The organism is Amycolatopsis sp. NPDC006125, assembly GCF_040614195.1.
Taxonomy (GTDB): domain Bacteria; phylum Actinomycetota; class Actinomycetes; order Mycobacteriales; family Pseudonocardiaceae; genus Amycolatopsis_E; species Amycolatopsis_E tucumanensis.
In genome coordinates, this window is sequence record NZ_JBEXTZ010000035.1 from 60087 (window position 1) to 74644 (window position 14558).

Here is a 14558-nt window from a genome sequence, read left to right on the forward strand (position 1 = left end):
GGTTCCGCTGGGGGAGGAGGGTTCGGCTGGGGCTGGGTGGCTGTTGGGCTGAGGTTGGTGTGCGGCGGTTGGGCCGGGTGGTTCCGCTGGGGGAGGAGGGTTCGGCTGGGGCTGGGTGGCTGTTGGGCCGAGGTTGGCGTGCGGCGGTTAGGCCGGAAGTTCCCGCTGGGGAGGGGGATCCGGCTGGGCTGGGTGGCTGTTGGGTGGGGTTGAGGCGGGGCGGTGGCTGTGCGGCGGTCGGGGCGGGAGTTTCCTCCTGGGGGAGGGAGGTCTGCCTGGGCTGGGTGGCTGGTGCGCCGGAGTGCCTGGGGCTGTCCGGTAGCGCCGGGCGGCGCCTCCAACGGAGATCCGGCCTCGGGTGGCCGCCGGGCTCGGCGCGTGGCCCGGTCACCTCGCCGAGCGCCTCCTCCCCGGGAACGAGCGACCATCCGCCGCGAGGCCACCGCCTCCGGCGCGCGGGACGAGGCCGCGCCCTGCTCACACACGCAGCCTGGAGGGGTGACCGACGAAACCGTCCTCGTGACCGGCGGCACCGGCTACCTCGCGAGCTGGTGCATCGACCTCCTCCTCACCCGCGGCTACCACGTGCGGACCACCGTCCGGGACCGCTCCCGCCGTCCGGTGGTGGCCGCCCAGCTGCCGCCCGGACACCCCACGGCCCGCCTCACCGTCGTCGAGGCCGATCTCGGCTCCGACGCCGGCTGGGCGGAGGCCGCGGCGGGCTGCGACTTCGTCCTGCACGTCGCCTCGCCGTTCCCGGCCGTGCCGCCGCGGGATCCCGCCGCCCTGGTCGGCCCCGCCCGGGACGGCACCCTTCGCGTCCTCGCCGCCGCCCGGGCGGCGGGCGCCCGGCGGATCGTGGTGACCTCGTCGTCGTCCGCGGCCGCCTACCCGGCAGGCCCCCGGCCCGACCCGATCACCGAGGACCACTGGACCGACCCCGGCCACCCGCTGGCCCGCGCCTACGTCCGCTCCAAGACCCTCGCCGAGCGCGCCGCGTGGGCGTACGCCCGCGAGCACGGCATGACGGACCGGCTGACCGTGATCGCGCCCGGCACGCTGCTGGGACCCGTGCGCGGCCGCCCGTCCTACTCGCTGTCGGTGGTCGAGCGGCTCGTGGCCGGCCGGATGCCCGGTCTGCCGCGCCTGGGTTTCCCGTTCACCGACGTGCGCGACGTCGCCGCACTGCACGTCGCCGCCATGCTCAGCCCGGCCGCGGCGGGGGAGCGGTTCCTCGCCACCGGGCCGTTCCACTGGATCGAGGACATCGCGGCCATCCTGCGCGGGCAGCCCGGCGCGCGAGTGCCGTCCCGGCGGCTGCCCGGCCCGCTCGTCCGCGCCGCCGCCCTGTTCGACCCCGCGCTGCGCCAGGTCGTGCCCGAGCTCGGCGAGGAGTTCCGCTTCGCCACCGGCAAGGCCCGCGACGTGCTGGACTGGAACCCGCGGCCGCTCGCGGACACCGTGCTCAACTGCGCCCGCTCGTTCGTCAGGGCCCGCCCGCTCGTCAAGGCCTGAGCAGCCCGCGCCGCGGCAGTTTGTGCCACGGCAGCCGCGCCCCGGCCAGCGCCGTGCTCAGCGACTGCAGCACCACGAGGTACATCAGCTGCCGGTAGACGAACTGCTGCAGCGGCAGCGCGAGCAGCGGCCGCAGCGGTTCCCGGTCCAGCCGGAACGCCACCACCGCCGGGATCGCCTGCAGCGCCAGGAACGCCAGCCACGCCCCGAGCACCAGCCACCGGTCGGCGGTGAACAGCCCGAACACCGCGGCCACGTCGACGAGCGGCGCGACGATCGGCAGCAGCACCTGGAACAGCAGCAGGTACGGCAGCCCGCGCCGCCCCAGCCGTCCCGCGCTGCCGCGCTCGGCGACCGCGTGCCGGTGCTTCCACACCGACTGCAGCGTCCCGTAGCACCAGCGGTACCGCTGCTTCCACAGCTCCGCCAGCGTCGCCGGGGCCTCGGTCAGCGCCCGCGCCTCCTCCTCGTACACCACGCGCCACCCGCCGCGCTCCAGCGCCATCGTCAGGTCCGTGTCCTCGGCGAGCGTGTCCGTGGGCACCCCGCCGACACGCAGCACCGCCGACCGCCGGAACGCGCCCACCGCGCCCGGCACCGTGGGCATGCACTCGAGCACGTCGTAGAGCCGCCGGTCCAGGTTGAAGCCGCACACGTACTCGATGTGCTGCCACCGACCGAGCAGGCGGCCGCGGTTGCCGACCTTCGCGTTGCCGGACACCGCGGCCACGGCCGGATCGGCGAAGTTGCGCACCAGCGCGGGCACCGAACCCGGCTCCAGCACGGTGTCGCCGTCCATCAGCACGACCAGCTCGGTGCGCGCGGCCGCGAGACCGGTGTTCAGCGCGGCCGCCTTGCCCGCGTTGGCCTGCCGGATCAGGCGCACGCTCGGGCGGCGGCGGGCGATCCGCTCCACCAGCGCGTCGGTGCCGTCGGTGGATCCGTCGTCGACCACGATCACCTGCACGCGCGGGCCCGCGGCGAGCGCTGAGCGAACAGCCCACTCGATGCCTTCGCGTTCGTTGTAGGCGGGGATGATGACGGTCACCGGCTGGTCCGGCGCCTCCCGCGGACGCCGCCGCCGCACGTGCAGGCTCGTGGTCACGCCGAGCAGAACCGTGCGCAGCAGCGCCAGCACGGTCGCCACCACCGTCAGCGCGAACAGCGCGCCGGCCACGAACTCCCCGGCGCCCACGGCGAACACGAGCAGCCAGCCGCCGATCCGCGCGCGGACCGGCGCTGCCGCCTGGGTACCGGACAGCCCGACGGACTCGCTGACCGTGCCGAACGTCCAGCCGCGCGACCGAAGTTCCGGGATCAGCCGGTCAGCGCCTCGACGGTCTGCCCGCGGTCCCCGCCGCCGTCGTGCATCAGGACCACCGCGCCGGCGTTCCCGGCCGGGGTCGCGCCGGCGACGATCGCGTCCGCGCCGGGGCGGCGCCAGTCCTGCGAGTCCACATCGGACAACACCACGAGCTTGCCGTCCGCGCCCAACCGCTGTGCCGCGGCCCAGTCCCGGTCGTCCAGACTGTCCGGAGTGGACGAATAGGGTGGCCGCACCAGGGCCGGGAGGACGCCCGCGGTGCCGGCGAGGACGAGGTCCGTCGTGCGGATCTCCAGATCGGCCCGGAAGTCGCTCGCCGCGCTCAGGTCGGTGTGGCTCGCGGTGTGGTTGCCGATCTCGTGGCCGCGGGCCAGGATCTCGCGGACCAGGTCCGGGTGTTGCGCGGCGCGCGCGCCGGTCACGAAGAACGTCGCCTTCGCGCCGTTCCGGTCCAGCGCGTCGAGGATCCGCGGCGTCCACACCGGATCCGGCCCGTCGTCGAAGGTCAGGGCGATCGTGTGGTCCCGCGCCCGCGCGGTGGCTGGGGAAGGCGACCGCGGGTCGATCACCGCGCCGCCGCCGCGCACCTGCGCGGGCACGGTGGTCGCGGGACCCGGCGGTGACGTGTCCTCGCCGCCGTCCGCGCCCTTGACGACCGTGTCGAGCGCGAGCAGGCCGGCGACGACCGCGAGGATCGCCGACAGCAGCAGCCAGTGGGCCTTCGGCGGGCTCGGCCGCCGGTGCCGGGTCACCGGCCGGGTTCCGGCTGGCCGTCCTGCCCGCGCCCGGGTGGATCGGGGCGGGCGCGCGGGTTGCGCGGCTGCTCGGAGAACACCGGCGGTTGCGGCGTGGCCGTCGTGGTCACGGCCGGAGCCTGTGGCGGCGGTGCCGCCGAACTCGGGTCCGGGGCCTTCGACGCCCGGTCGGTGCCGCGTGGGGTGGTGGTGTCATCGGCGACCGACGGGCCACCCTGTGGCGGTGTCGTCGGCGACGCGGCAGGCGCGTCGGGTGCCGGCAGGAGCACGGAGGCGGGGATCGGCGCGCCCAGCAGCGAAGCCACCAACAGCACGGCGTAACCGCTGACCAACACGCACGCCGCGATGCTCACGCGGCGCACGATACGGCGTCTTCGCCCGGACGGATCGACGAAAACGGGTTTCTCCCGCGGAATTTCGACAGTGTCGTCGCTAATTGTCTTCATCACCAGGGCATCGCGTCGGGGGGACCGGTCGGGGGGCCTTCACCCTAGACACATCCGGTGCGCCGACCAAGCCTCACCCCGGTGGTGAATGTTCCGCGGTTTCCGTGCGGGGCCGGGGAAAAGTCAACCGCCCGCCATCGCGCCCATCACGAGGAACGGTTCGGCGCCCGCGACCACCGGCGCGGGCAGGGGGGCGTCCGGCTCCTCGTGCGACAGGTCCTCCTCGCAGGCGAAGAACCGGACGAACGCCCGTCGTTTCCCGGTGCCGTGCTCGCGGATCGTGCCGCGCAGCATGGGATAGCGCTCTTCCAGCGCGTCCAGCAGGGCACGCTGGGTGACGGCGCCGTTCAGGTCCAGTTCGACCTCGCCGTCGATGTGGGCGATGGTGCGCAGGTGCGCGGGCAGGTGGACGCGGATCATGGCAGCGTCTGGACCTCCACCGACAGGACCGCGGGCAGGTCGCGCACGATCGGCGCCCAGGTGTCCCCGGAATCGGCCGACGCGTACACCTGACCGCCGGTCGTGCCGAAGTAGACGCCGCACGACTCCAGCGAATCCACCGCCATCGCGTCGCGCAGCACGTTGACGTAGCAGTTCTCCTGCGGCAGCCCGGCCGTCAGCGGCTCCCACTCCTCACCGCCGCCGCGGCTGCGGTACACGCGCAGCCGCCCGTCCGGCGGGAAGTGGTGCTCGTCGCTCTTGATCGGGACCACGTAGACGGTGTCCGGCTCGTGGGCGTGCACGTCGATGACGAACCCGAAGTCCGTCGGCAGGTTCCCGCTGATCTCGTACCAGTTGTCGCCGCCGTCGTCGCTGCGCATCACGTCCCAGTGCTTCTGCATGAACAGCACGTCCGGGCGCTGCGGGTGGCGCGCGATGTGGTGCACGCAGTGGCCCACCTCGGCGTCCGGATCGGGAATCTGGCCGGACTTCAGGCCGTGATTGATGGCCTGCCAGGTCTTGCCGCCGTCCTCGGTGCGGAACGCGCCCGCCGCGGAAATGGCGATGATCAGGCGGTTCGCGTCGCGCGGGTCCTGGATGATCGTGTGCAGGCACAGCCCGCCCGCGCCCGGCTGCCACTTCGGGCCGGAGCCGTGCCCGCGCAGGCCCGGCAGCTCCTGCCAGGTCGCGCCCGCGTCGTTCGAGCGGAACAGCGCCGCGTCCTCCACCCCGGCGTAGATCAGGTCCGGGTCGGTCAGCGACGGTTCGAGGTGCCACACGCGGGCGAACTCCCACGGGTGCGGCGTGCCGTCGTACCACTGGTGGGTGCCCGGCACGCCCTCGTAGGCGAACTCGTTGCCCACCGGCTGCCACGTCATCCCGCCGTCGTCCGAGCGCTGGATCAGCTGGCCGAACCAGCTCGTCGACTGGGCGGCGAAGATCCGGTCCGGATCGGCGGGGGAGCCCTTGAGGTGGTAGATCTCCCAGCCCGGGAAGTGCGGGCCGGTGACCTCCCAGTCGGCGCGCCGTTCGTCGGATGTCAGGACGAAAGCACCCTTGCGTGTGCCGACCAGCACGCGAACCCCGCTCATCGCCGCTCCTTCCCGTGTCAGGTGGTTAGACCGTAAGGAGCAGGGGGGCCGCGCGTCTTCTCCAATCTTGCGCGGTTCGCCGGGCGGGCCACGGGTACCCGCCCGGGAAACGGAAGGAGGACGTCGTGCCGGAGACGCTGTCGGACACCGAAATCGCCCGGGCGCTGGATGGGCTCGCGGAGTGGCGCGGGGACGCCGGCCACCTCTCGCGCACCGTGCACGTGCCGGAGCAGGCGCACGGCGCGCTGATCGGCCGCGTGCAGCGGGACGCGGCGGAACTGAGCGACCACGCGCAGTTCGAACGCCGCCGGGGCGAGCTGACGTTCACCGTCACCACCGGCTTCCCGGGCCGGGTCACCGAGCCGGACCTGTGGCTGGCGCGCCGCATCGAAGCGGTGCTGGCGGAACTGACCTGACGCCGCGAATCCCCCGTTCACGCCCGCGGAACACGGGCCGCGTCAGATCTTGCGCCAGCTGTTGTCGCCGAGGCCGGAGGCGCCCTGGGGGCCCATGAGGAGCATCCCGCCGTCCACCACGTACGACGATCCGGTCACGTAGCCGGCCGCGGGGGTGGTCAGGAACGCCACCACGGCGGCGACCTCGTCCGCGTGCCCGGTCCGGCCCAGCGGCACGCCGGGGCGTTCCTGGTCGCGCGGGTTCACGTCGGTCTGGCCGGTCATCGGCGTGGAGATCTCGCCCGGGGCCACCGAGTTGACCGTGATGCCGTGCTCGGCCAGCTCCAGCGCCAGCACCTTGGTCAGCATGCCCATCCCGGCCTTCGCCGCGCAGTAGGGCGCCGCGCCGACCTTCGGGGCGTGCTCGTGCACGCTGGTGATGTTGACGATCCGCCCGCCGCCACCGGCGTCGATCATGTGCCGCGCCGCCCGCTGCGCGCACAGGAACGCGCCGTCCAGGTCGACGCTCAGCACGTGCCGCCAGGTGTCGAAGTCCATGTCCATCACCCGCTGGCCGGTGCCCGTGCCGGCGCAGTTGACCAGGACGTCGACGCCGCCGAGCGCCTCGGCGAGCTCGTCGATCGCGGCCGCCGCCGTGGGCAGGTCGCCGAGGTCGAGCTGCCGCACCTCGGCGCGTGCGCCGGCTTCGCGCACCTGCGCGGCGGTCGCGTTGGCGCCCTCTTCGTCCCGGTGCCAGGTGATGCCGACGTCCACGCCGCCACCACCGAGCGCGACGGCGATCGCACGCCCGATACCGGAGTCGGAACCGGTCACGATCGCGGTCCTCGGCCGTCCGCCCTGCTCCGCGGGCAGGGGAGCTGTGTTCGTCATACCTCCCAGCTACCCCGGCCCCGCGGGGGCTAACCCACCGGCCCCTCGACCAGGGTGGCGGTCGCGCTGCGCTGCTGCCCGGACTGGTCCAGCCACGTCACCGTGACCCGGTCGCCGGGGTGCAGCGTGTCCATCACCGCGGTCAGGTCGGTCGCCGAGCCGACCGCGCGGCCGTCCAGGGCGATGATGACGTCACCGGCGACGAGCCCGGCGTCGTCCGCCGGGCCGCCGGGCACCACCTGCTGCACCAGCGCGCCCGAGCCGCCCGCGTCGCTCACCGAAACGCCGACGAACGCCGACGGTCCGATGTGGACGGTGTCGGAGCCCTGGCCGGCCTCGATGCGCTGGGCCAGGCTCAGCGCGTCGTCGATCGGGATGGCGAACCCGCTCACCCCGGCGGTGCGCCCGTTCTGCCCGAACTGGTAACCGGTCGAGGCCGCGGTGTTCATCCCGATCACCCGGCCCTCGGCGTCGGCCAGCGCACCCCCGGAATCGCCGGACTGGATGTTCGCGTCCACCTGGATCAGCCCGGTCAGCTGCTCGGAACTGCCCGTCGACTCGTCCGTCGCGGTGATCGACTGGTTCAGCGCGGTCACCTTCCCGGGTGACACGCTGGGCTCGCCGCCGTCGCCGCCCGCGTTGCCCAGCCCCACCACCGGATCGCCGACCGACACCTCCGACGAGTCGCCCGTGGTGACGGTGCCCAGCCCGGAGGCGTTCTGCACCTGCAGCAGCGCCACGTCGCGCGAGCGGCTGTACCCGAGGACCTCGGCGCGGTAGGTGCGGCCGGTGTCCACGTCGGTCACCTTGATGCTGGTCGCGCCCGCGACGACGTGGTTGTTCGTGAGGACCTTGCCGTCCCCGGTGAGCACCATCCCGGTGCCCGCGGCCTGCTGCCCGGAGTACCCGAGCGTGGAGTACACGTCGACCAGCCCGGGCTCGACCTTCTCCGCGACCTCGGCCACGTCGAGCGTCGAGTTGCCGGTCTGCTCGTTGCGCAGGCTCCGCTCCAGCGGCGACGAGGCGCTGCCCGGCGTCAGGGACCCGCGGCCGAGGTCCCACGCGACGAAACCCAGCACGACCAGCACCACCAGGCCCAGCGTGGCGAGCGCCGTGCCCAGCCCGCGCTTCCGGCGTGGCGGCGGCGGGGGTGGCGGCGCCCAGGGGTCGTACTGCGGTGGGTAGTAGCTCATGAGTGCCCCTCCTCCGCCGTCCAGTGAACCCCGCTTCTCTGAGAATCGCCTGCGGCGCGGCCGTGAAACCCCTGAGAAGCACCCCTGTTTGCGGAGTTGACCAAGGGGTACACCGCCCTTGATGCGGAAGAGGACGGCTTTCGCGGGTCTCGCGCTCGCGGTCACGCTCACCGCCTGTTCCGGCAGCTCAGCAGCGAGCTACGAGGACAGTGCGGTCGTCCGCGCGCAAGAGGGCCTCTCCGCCGTCGGCACCCTGCACCAGATCATCCGCGCCCACACCGAGGGCAGGCTGTTCCCCACCTACGCCACCGCGGCCACCGACGACGTGCTCGCCACCGCCACCAAGGCGCTCGACGAGCTGGACAGCCGGCCGCCCACCAGCCCGGAGACCCAGCAGCTCTACGACGAGCTGCACCCCCGCCTGCAGGACGCGGTCGCGCGCGTCACCGAGGCCAGGGATGCGCTGGACTCGGGCGACACCGGCCGGATCGCCGCGGCGGACACCCAGCTGGTGCGGGCCGTCGACGAGCTGACCACGTTCGTGACGAGCCACCAGTGAAGAAGCTCATCGCCGTCACGCTGGGCATCCTCACCGCCATCGGGGGGTTCGTCGACATCGGCGACCTGGTCGCCAACGCCCAGTCCGGCGCCCGCTTCGGCATGCGGCAGGCGTGGATCGTGATCGTCGGCGTCGTCGGCATCTGCGTGTTCGCCGAGATGGCAGGCCGGGTCGCCGCGGTCAGCGGTCGCGCCGTGTTCGACCTGGTGCGCGAGCGCCTCGGCCCGCGCATCGCGATGACCAACCTCGTCGGGTCCTACCTGGTCACGCTGCTGACCCTGACCGCGGAGATCGGCGGCATCGCGCTGACCATCCAGCTCGCCAGCGGCCTGCCGCACGTGCTGTGGGTGCCGCTGGCCGCGTTCGCCGTGTGGATCGTGCTGTGGCGCGTGAAGTTCCAGGTGATGGAGCAGGTGTTCGGCGTGTTCGGGCTGGCGCTGGTGGTGTTCGTGGTCGCCCTGATCGCGCTCGACCCGCCGTGGGGCACCTTCGCCGAGCAGCTCACGCACGCCGGCCCGCCGCAGGGCGAGAACTGGGGCACCTGGGGCTACCTCGCCGTGTCGCTGTTCGCCTCCGCCCTCACCCCGTACGAGGTGTTCTTCTTCTCCTCCGGCGGGGTCGAGGAGAAGTGGACGACGAAGGACCTGGCGACCGAGCGCAGCAACACCTTCGTCGGCTTCCCCCTCGGTGGGCTGCTCGGACTGGCGATCATGGGCTGCGCCGCGACGGTGTTCTTCCCCGCCGGAGTCCAGGTCGACCAGCTCAGCCAGACCGCGCTGCCGGTCGCGCTGGCGCTGGGGAAGCTGGGCCTGGTCGTGGTGATGATCGGGTTCTTCGCGGCCACGTTCGGCGCCGCGCTGGAGACCGGGCTGTCCACCGGGTACTCGATCGCGCAGTACTTCGGCTGGCAGTGGGGCAAACTGGTGAAACCCCGCGAGGCGGCGCGGTTCCACACCGTCGTGCTGGTCAGCGTGCTGCTCGGCACGGCGGCGCTGCTGACGACGATCGATCCCGTGCAGATCACCGAGCTGTCGCTGCTGTTCAGCGCGGTGGTGCTGCCGCTGACCTACCTGCCGATCCTGGTCGTCGCCAACGACCGGGACTACCTCGGCGACCACGCGAACGGGCGGGTGCAGAACTTCCTCGGCGTGACGTTCCTGATCATCATCGTCATCGCCGCGGTCGCGGCCATCCCGCTCATGATCATCACCGGGATGGGGCAGACATGATCCACGGCCGCCCGGACCCGCTGCGGGTCGAATTCCACCTGCTGGACCGCCAGATCGTCGACGTCGACGGGCACCCGGTCGGCAAGGTCGACGACGTCGAACTGGCCCGCGACCCCGACGGCACCTACCACGTCGCCGCGTTGCTGGTCGGGCAGTACGCGCTGGGGCAGCGGATCGGTGGCCTGCTCGGGAAGGTGCTGTGCGGGCTGGCCGCGCGGCTGGGCGGCGGGCGGACGGAGCCGCTGCGGATCACCTACGACCACGTGAAGCAGGTGAGCAGCGAGGTGACGCTGTCGCTGCGCGCGGAGGTGCTGGAGGTGCCGCCGCTGGAGAAGTGGTTGCGGGACAAGCTGATCTCGCGCATCCCGGGAGCCGGACATGCCGGGGGATGAGGTGCGGGCGAGCGACCTGCTGGGACGCCGCGTGTACGACGCGAGCGGCCGCCCGCTCGGGAAGGTGACCGACCTGATCACGCGGCTGGACGAGCGCGGCCGGGAACGGACCGTCGCGGTGCTGGTGACTCCTCGCCGGCGGGGCCGGTTGCTGGGGTACGAGCGGTCCAGCCAGTGCGGGCCGTGGCTGCTGGCGTGGCTGGCGAAGGTGCTGCACCGGGGCACGCGGGAGGTGCCCTGGGCGGAGGTGCGCTGGGAACGCTAGGCCCGTGCCCGGTGGTTCCCGCCCGCGGGGCGGAAGGGGAGCGGCCGGGTGGTGGTTCGCGCCTGGCGGCGTGGCGGTGGGGCGCGGTGGCGGGGTGGAGGGCCCGCAGGTGCTTTGCGGCCGGCGGGCGGGGTGGCGGCCGGAGGGTGCAGCTGGGTGGTGATTTCCGCGGGTGGGGGTGGGTGCCCGGGCGTGCGCTGGGGCGCGGTGGCGGTTGGTGGGGCCGCGCGATGGTGGCTGCGGGCGCAAGGTGCCCGGGGCCGGTGGCCCGGCCGGGTGCGAACCGGGCGCCGCCGCCCACGGGCCTCCGGCCCCGTTCGGCGGAGGCGTCCGAACCGCGGCGGTGCCGCCGCCCACGGGGCTCCGGCCCCGTCCAGCGGGGCCGTCCGGACCGCAGCCGTGCGCCGCCCGTGGATCCCCGGCGCGCGGGGCCAGGTGGGCCGTCCGAACCGCAGCGGTGCCGTCGCTCACGGGCCTCCGGCCCGGCCGGCGGGCGCGCCGGGCGCGGTGTCCGTTCCGAGACCGAACCCGGACAACCTCCACCCCACCGGGCACGTCTCTTCAGGCACCAGCGCTGGGAACCCCATCCCCTCCCGGCAGGAGGTCACCGATGACCCTCACCCCACGGCGGCTGTTCGCGGTCTGCGCCGCCGCCTTGCTCGCGCTCTCGGGCGCCGTCGTCGCGGCGGCGCCGGCCGGTGCGCAACCGGGTGTCGCCATCATGACGAACATCCGCACCGGCCTCAACACCGGCTTCGACCGGGTCGTGCTGGACATGACGGGCCCCGCGCCCCAGGCGTCCTACGAGTGGGTCGACGAGCTGATCGCCGACGGCTCCGGCGACATCGTGTGGCTCACCGGCGAGCACTTCGTCGCCGTCAGCACCACGCCCGCCCGCGCCCACGACGACAACGGCAACCGCACCTACCCGGGTCCCGACAAGTTCCGCACCCGCAACCTCCGCAACGTCATGGCCGTCGCGGTGACCGGGGACTACGAAGGCTACGTGTCGATCGGCCTCGGCACACGCTACAAGTCCTGGGTGCGGGTGTTCACGCTCACCGCACCGACCCGCGTCGTCATCGACGTGGGCCACTGACACGAGCGCCGGGCGGCCCAGGCCGCCCGGTCACACCGAAGCCAGGTACTCCTCCGTCTTGGCCGGGTCCAGCAGCCAGTGCTGGAAGTCCGTGGGGTTGTTGAAGCCGTTCACGAACCGCTTCGCCACGGCCGGGTTCGTCTGCGCCGCCCCGAGGATCTGCTGCACGTGCGGCGGTGGCGGCTGCAGCATCGCGTTGGTGAACATCGTGACCCACTGGGCGTGCTCCCAGTACCGGTCGAACGCCCGCTGCATCCACTCCCGGTCGAAGGGCCGGTCCCCGTTCTCCAGGATGCTGCCCAGGTACGACTCGGCGCACTTGGCCGCGTTGTTCGCGCCCTGACCGGTGATCGGGTCGTTCGCCACCACCACGTCCGCCATGCCGAGCACGAACCCGCCGGACGGCAGCTCGCCCACCGGGCGCCGCACGACCGGCGGGTACCCGCCGACCAGCACCGCCTTGCCGTCGGTCAGCTCGGCGTTCTTCGCCCGCTCGTACTCCCACGGGATGTACTGCCGGAACAGCTCCAGGTGCCGCCGCAGCTGCTCCTCCGCCGGAGGCCGGTCGGCGAACGCGTCGAACGGCCCGCCCGGAATGCCGGACACGTAGAAGATGTCGCACGGCCCGGACAGCGTGTAGCCCGGGATGTTGATCAGCTCGCCGACACCCGGGATGATGTTCATCCACACGTCGGTGGTGCCCGGCCGCTCCGGACGCGACTCCTGACCGTGCACATAGGACACCGAAAGCCGGCGCTGCGGCTTCGTGTAAGGGGATCGCGACGGGTCGCGGTCGAACAGCTGCACCAGCTCGCCCTTGCCAGCCGCGACGATCACCAGCTCGTAGAGCCGCGCCAGCCCGTTCAGGTCGGCCGTGGTGACGCCGTGGATCACGACGTTGCCGCCGCGCTCCTCGAACAACTCGAGCCACGCCGCCATCTTCACCCGCTGGTCGATGGACTGCGCCGGTCCGCCGTCCCACGAGGCGATCCAGTTCAGCGCGCGCTGCCCGTCCGGCCCGGCCATCGAAAACCCTTGCCCCGCGACACGGGGAGCGACGTCGTCCCACAGGTTCAGCCCGTGCTTGCGCTCGATGGCGAGCGCGTCGGCGAACATGCACTGGGTCGAGGTGACCCACCCGGCGCGGATCTCGTCCGGCGTGCGCGCGGACATCACGGTCACGTCGTAGCCGTGCTCCTGCAGGCTCAGCGCGAGCTGCAGGCCCGACTGACCCGAACCGACGATCAGGATCTTACGCATGGGCGCGGATCCGGCCCCCCTCCGAGACTTCGGCCAGTGACAGCGTGTAGGACACCAGTTCCTGCAGGGTCTCCAGCACCGACGCCTTGTCGCGGGCGTCGCAGGTGACCAGCGGGACGTCCGGGCTCAGCGCCAGCGCCTCCCGGACCTCGTCGACGTCGTGCGCGAGTTCTCCGTCGAACCGGTTGATCGCGACGATGAACGGCAGGTCCGAGTCGTTCTCGAAGTAGTTGATCGCGGCGAACGACTGGTCCAGCCGCCGGGTGTCGACCAGCACGATCGCGCCGAGCGCGCCACGCGAGAGGTCGTCCCACAGGAACCAGAACCGCGCCTGCCCCGGCGTGCCGAACAGGTACAGCATCAGGTCGTCGTACAGCGAGATCCGGCCGAAGTCCATCGCGACGGTCGTGGTGGTCTTGGCGCCGTCCGGCGGCAGGTCGTCGACACCCTCGCCGGCCTCGGTCATCCACGCCTCGGTGTTCAGCGGCGGCACCTCGGACACGGACCCGACCAGCGTCGTCTTGCCCACCCCGAACCCGCCCGCGATCACGATCTTCGCCGAGATCGTCAGCAGGCCCGGATCAGACGGGGAGCTGCTTGAGTCCATTGAGGATCCTCTCGAGCATGTTCCGGTCGTGGGAGTAGGCGTGGGCGGTCGGGTGGATGAACACCGCCCCCTGCGCGGCCAGGTCGCTGACCAGCACGCGGACCACCCCGAGCGGGATGGTCAGCAGGGAGGACAGCTCGGCGATCGAGACCTGGGAGCGGGCCCGTTCGTAGAGAGCCCGCGACTCCGGCATGAGCTTCTCCGCCAGGGCCGGGTCGTACTGGGGCACCGAGATGAGCGTTTCGACCAGCAGCTGGTGCCGTGCCCTGGTGCGGCCGCCGGTCAGGGTGTACGGCCGGATCCGCTTGCTGCGCGGCTTGACCGCCCGCTCGTCCGGCCCGGTGTCCTGGGACATCGCGAATCACATCCTGTCGGGAGTGCTCAGGCCTGGGGCCGGCGGCCGGTGAGCACGCGGCGCAGGTCCGCGCGCATCTCGGGGGTCAGCGCGTGGCCGGCGCTGGAGACGAACTGCGTCATCTCGTAGGCGACGACCTTCATGTCGCAGTCGGAGGTGGTCAGCACCGCCAGCCCGGCGTGCGCGTCGATGCCCATGAACAGGAAGTACCCGTGGGTGAGCCGGATGATGATCTGCTCGCAGGTGCCCTTGTGGAACAGCGCCGCGCTGTTGCGCGCCAGGCTGAGCAGCCCGCTGGCGATCGCGGCGAGCTGCTCGCGCTCCTCGGTCGACATGTCGTCGGAGGCGGTGAGCGGGAACCCGTCCGAGGACATGATCAGCGCGTGCGACACGCCGTGGACCTTGCGGACGAAGTCGTTGATCAGCCAGGTGAAGTCCTGGCCGGTGTCGGCGGTCACTGCTGCTGCTCCCCGGATTCGTCGGTGCCCTGCTTCTCGCGCGCCGCACGTTCGCCGTCGGTGAAGGCGCCGAGATCGGCGAGCAGTTTCTCGTGCCCGGCGGCGCGGTCCTCGGTGGGGGTCGGCTCCGCCGCGGGTGCCTGCCCCTGGGGGTTCTTCAGGCTGTGCGAGACGCGGCGCGGCAGACCGCTGGCGGTGGTGCCGCCGACCATCGACTCCGGCTGCGGGCGGCGCGCGGGCGCCGGCCTCGGCGGCGCCGGCGCCCGCCCAGCCCCGCCACCGC

Annotated in this window: 18 protein-coding genes and 1 pseudogene; 7 read left to right on the plus strand and 12 right to left on the minus strand. The window is 72.8% G+C overall.

The annotated features are described in order from the left end of the window. Positions 1-498: 498 nt before the first annotated feature. On the plus strand, positions 499-1515 hold the full coding sequence (locus ABZ193_RS19600; RefSeq protein ID WP_354710892.1) for an NAD-dependent epimerase/dehydratase family protein: 1017 nt from the start codon (positions 499-501) through the stop codon (positions 1513-1515). Here ABZ193_RS19600 and ABZ193_RS19605 read toward each other — a convergent pair. From ABZ193_RS19605 to ABZ193_RS19625, 5 genes are all read right to left on the minus strand, one after another. Next, complete coding sequence (locus ABZ193_RS19605; protein WP_354710893.1) at positions 1505-2719, minus strand: glycosyltransferase family 2 protein; 1215 nt, start codon at positions 2717-2719, stop codon at positions 1505-1507. The genes ABZ193_RS19600 and ABZ193_RS19605 overlap by 11 nt on opposite strands. Before the next feature lie 113 nt (positions 2720-2832). Then, on the minus strand, positions 2833-3591 hold the full coding sequence (locus ABZ193_RS19610; RefSeq protein ID WP_354710894.1) for a polysaccharide deacetylase family protein: 759 nt from the start codon (positions 3589-3591) through the stop codon (positions 2833-2835). After that, the gene (locus ABZ193_RS19615) at positions 3588-3947 is read right to left on the minus strand and encodes a hypothetical protein (protein ID WP_354710895.1); all 360 of its coding nucleotides are present in this window, start codon (positions 3945-3947) and stop codon (positions 3588-3590) included. The genes ABZ193_RS19610 and ABZ193_RS19615 overlap by 4 nt, the downstream gene beginning before the upstream one ends. Positions 3948-4163: 216 nt before the next feature. Continuing rightward, the gene (locus ABZ193_RS19620; protein ID WP_354710897.1) at positions 4164-4460 is read right to left on the minus strand and encodes a MoaD/ThiS family protein; all 297 of its coding nucleotides are present in this window, start codon (positions 4458-4460) and stop codon (positions 4164-4166) included. Further along, positions 4457-5572, minus strand: a complete 1116-nt coding sequence (locus ABZ193_RS19625; protein WP_354710899.1) for an exo-alpha-sialidase — start codon at positions 5570-5572, stop codon at positions 4457-4459. Before ABZ193_RS19625 ends, ABZ193_RS19620 begins: the two co-directional genes overlap by 4 nt. Before the next feature lie 125 nt (positions 5573-5697). Between ABZ193_RS19625 and ABZ193_RS19630 the strand changes: the two genes are divergently transcribed. Further along, on the plus strand, positions 5698-5988 hold the full coding sequence (locus ABZ193_RS19630; protein WP_354710900.1) for a 4a-hydroxytetrahydrobiopterin dehydratase: 291 nt from the start codon (positions 5698-5700) through the stop codon (positions 5986-5988). Between the two features lie 42 nt (positions 5989-6030). Here the strand turns inward: ABZ193_RS19630 and ABZ193_RS19635 are convergent, their stop codons facing one another. Then, positions 6031-6858 (minus strand): SDR family oxidoreductase, encoded by an 828-nt coding sequence (locus ABZ193_RS19635; RefSeq protein ID WP_051123626.1) that lies wholly within the window; start codon positions 6856-6858, stop codon positions 6031-6033. Positions 6859-6887: 29 nt separating this feature from the next. Beyond that, positions 6888-8051: a trypsin-like peptidase domain-containing protein gene (locus tag ABZ193_RS19640; RefSeq protein ID WP_354710901.1), complete on the minus strand. Its 1164-nt coding sequence runs from the start codon at positions 8049-8051 to the stop codon at positions 6888-6890. A 121-nt stretch (positions 8052-8172) separates the two neighbouring features. On the opposite strand from ABZ193_RS19640, the gene ABZ193_RS19645 reads away from it, so the two are divergent. From ABZ193_RS19645 to ABZ193_RS19665, 5 genes are all read left to right on the plus strand, one after another. After that, positions 8173-8610 carry a hypothetical protein gene (locus tag ABZ193_RS19645; RefSeq protein WP_354710902.1) on the plus strand — a complete coding sequence of 146 codons (438 nt, stop codon included), beginning with the start codon at positions 8173-8175 and terminating at the stop codon, positions 8608-8610. Continuing rightward, positions 8607-9839, plus strand: coding sequence for a divalent metal cation transporter (locus ABZ193_RS19650; protein WP_354710904.1), 1233 nt, complete (start codon positions 8607-8609; stop codon positions 9837-9839). Before ABZ193_RS19645 ends, ABZ193_RS19650 begins: the two co-directional genes overlap by 4 nt. Further along, the gene (locus ABZ193_RS19655; protein WP_354710906.1) at positions 9836-10231 is read left to right on the plus strand and encodes a hypothetical protein; all 396 of its coding nucleotides are present in this window, start codon (positions 9836-9838) and stop codon (positions 10229-10231) included. The genes ABZ193_RS19650 and ABZ193_RS19655 overlap by 4 nt, the downstream gene beginning before the upstream one ends. After that, complete coding sequence (locus ABZ193_RS19660; protein ID WP_354710907.1) at positions 10218-10496, plus strand: PRC-barrel domain-containing protein; 279 nt, start codon at positions 10218-10220, stop codon at positions 10494-10496. Before ABZ193_RS19655 ends, ABZ193_RS19660 begins: the two co-directional genes overlap by 14 nt. Positions 10497-11106: 610 nt before the next feature. Further along, complete coding sequence (locus ABZ193_RS19665; RefSeq protein WP_354710908.1) at positions 11107-11595, plus strand: hypothetical protein; 489 nt, start codon at positions 11107-11109, stop codon at positions 11593-11595. Positions 11596-11625: 30 nt separating this feature from the next. On the opposite strand, the gene ABZ193_RS19670 is transcribed toward ABZ193_RS19665, so the two are convergent. The 5 genes and pseudogenes from ABZ193_RS19670 to ABZ193_RS19690 all read right to left on the minus strand — a co-directional run. Beyond that, positions 11626-12855 (minus strand): styrene monooxygenase/indole monooxygenase family protein, encoded by a 1230-nt coding sequence (locus ABZ193_RS19670; RefSeq protein ID WP_020422164.1) that lies wholly within the window; start codon positions 12853-12855, stop codon positions 11626-11628. Continuing rightward, complete coding sequence (locus tag ABZ193_RS19675) at positions 12848-13462, minus strand: ATP/GTP-binding protein (RefSeq protein ID WP_020422163.1); 615 nt, start codon at positions 13460-13462, stop codon at positions 12848-12850. Before ABZ193_RS19675 ends, ABZ193_RS19670 begins: the two co-directional genes overlap by 8 nt. Further along, complete coding sequence (locus ABZ193_RS19680; RefSeq protein ID WP_020422162.1) at positions 13437-13817, minus strand: DUF742 domain-containing protein; 381 nt, start codon at positions 13815-13817, stop codon at positions 13437-13439. Before ABZ193_RS19680 ends, ABZ193_RS19675 begins: the two co-directional genes overlap by 26 nt. A gap of 26 nt (positions 13818-13843) precedes the next feature. Beyond that, positions 13844-14275 (minus strand): roadblock/LC7 domain-containing protein, encoded by a 432-nt coding sequence (locus tag ABZ193_RS19685; RefSeq protein ID WP_020422161.1) that lies wholly within the window; start codon positions 14273-14275, stop codon positions 13844-13846. Continuing rightward, positions 14272-14558, minus strand: a pseudogene (locus ABZ193_RS19690) (ATP-binding protein); the annotation flags it as partial. The gene ABZ193_RS19685 and the pseudogene ABZ193_RS19690, both read right to left, overlap by 4 nt.

Excerpts from the sequence above, each read along its gene's own strand:
- ABZ193_RS19620 (WP_354710897.1), bottom strand. The coding sequence starts at position 4,460 with ATGATCCGCGTCCACCTGCCCGCGCACCTGCGCACCATCGCCCACATC.
- ABZ193_RS19625 (WP_354710899.1), bottom strand. The coding sequence starts at position 5,572 with ATGAGCGGGGTTCGCGTGCTGGTCGGCACACGCAAGGGTGCTTTCGTC.
- ABZ193_RS19635 (WP_051123626.1), bottom strand. The coding sequence starts at position 6,858 with ATGACGAACACAGCTCCCCTGCCCGCGGAGCAGGGCGGACGGCCGAGG.
- ABZ193_RS19640 (WP_354710901.1), bottom strand. The coding sequence starts at position 8,051 with ATGAGCTACTACCCACCGCAGTACGACCCCTGGGCGCCGCCACCCCCG.
- ABZ193_RS19645 (WP_354710902.1), top strand. The coding sequence starts at position 8,173 with ATGCGGAAGAGGACGGCTTTCGCGGGTCTCGCGCTCGCGGTCACGCTC.
- ABZ193_RS19655 (WP_354710906.1), top strand. The coding sequence starts at position 9,836 with ATGATCCACGGCCGCCCGGACCCGCTGCGGGTCGAATTCCACCTGCTG.
- ABZ193_RS19660 (WP_354710907.1), top strand. The coding sequence starts at position 10,218 with ATGCCGGGGGATGAGGTGCGGGCGAGCGACCTGCTGGGACGCCGCGTG.
- ABZ193_RS19665 (WP_354710908.1), top strand. The coding sequence starts at position 11,107 with ATGACCCTCACCCCACGGCGGCTGTTCGCGGTCTGCGCCGCCGCCTTG.
- ABZ193_RS19670 (WP_020422164.1), bottom strand. The coding sequence starts at position 12,855 with ATGCGTAAGATCCTGATCGTCGGTTCGGGTCAGTCGGGCCTGCAGCTC.
- ABZ193_RS19675 (WP_020422163.1), bottom strand. The coding sequence starts at position 13,462 with ATGGACTCAAGCAGCTCCCCGTCTGATCCGGGCCTGCTGACGATCTCG.
- ABZ193_RS19680 (WP_020422162.1), bottom strand. The coding sequence starts at position 13,817 with ATGTCCCAGGACACCGGGCCGGACGAGCGGGCGGTCAAGCCGCGCAGC.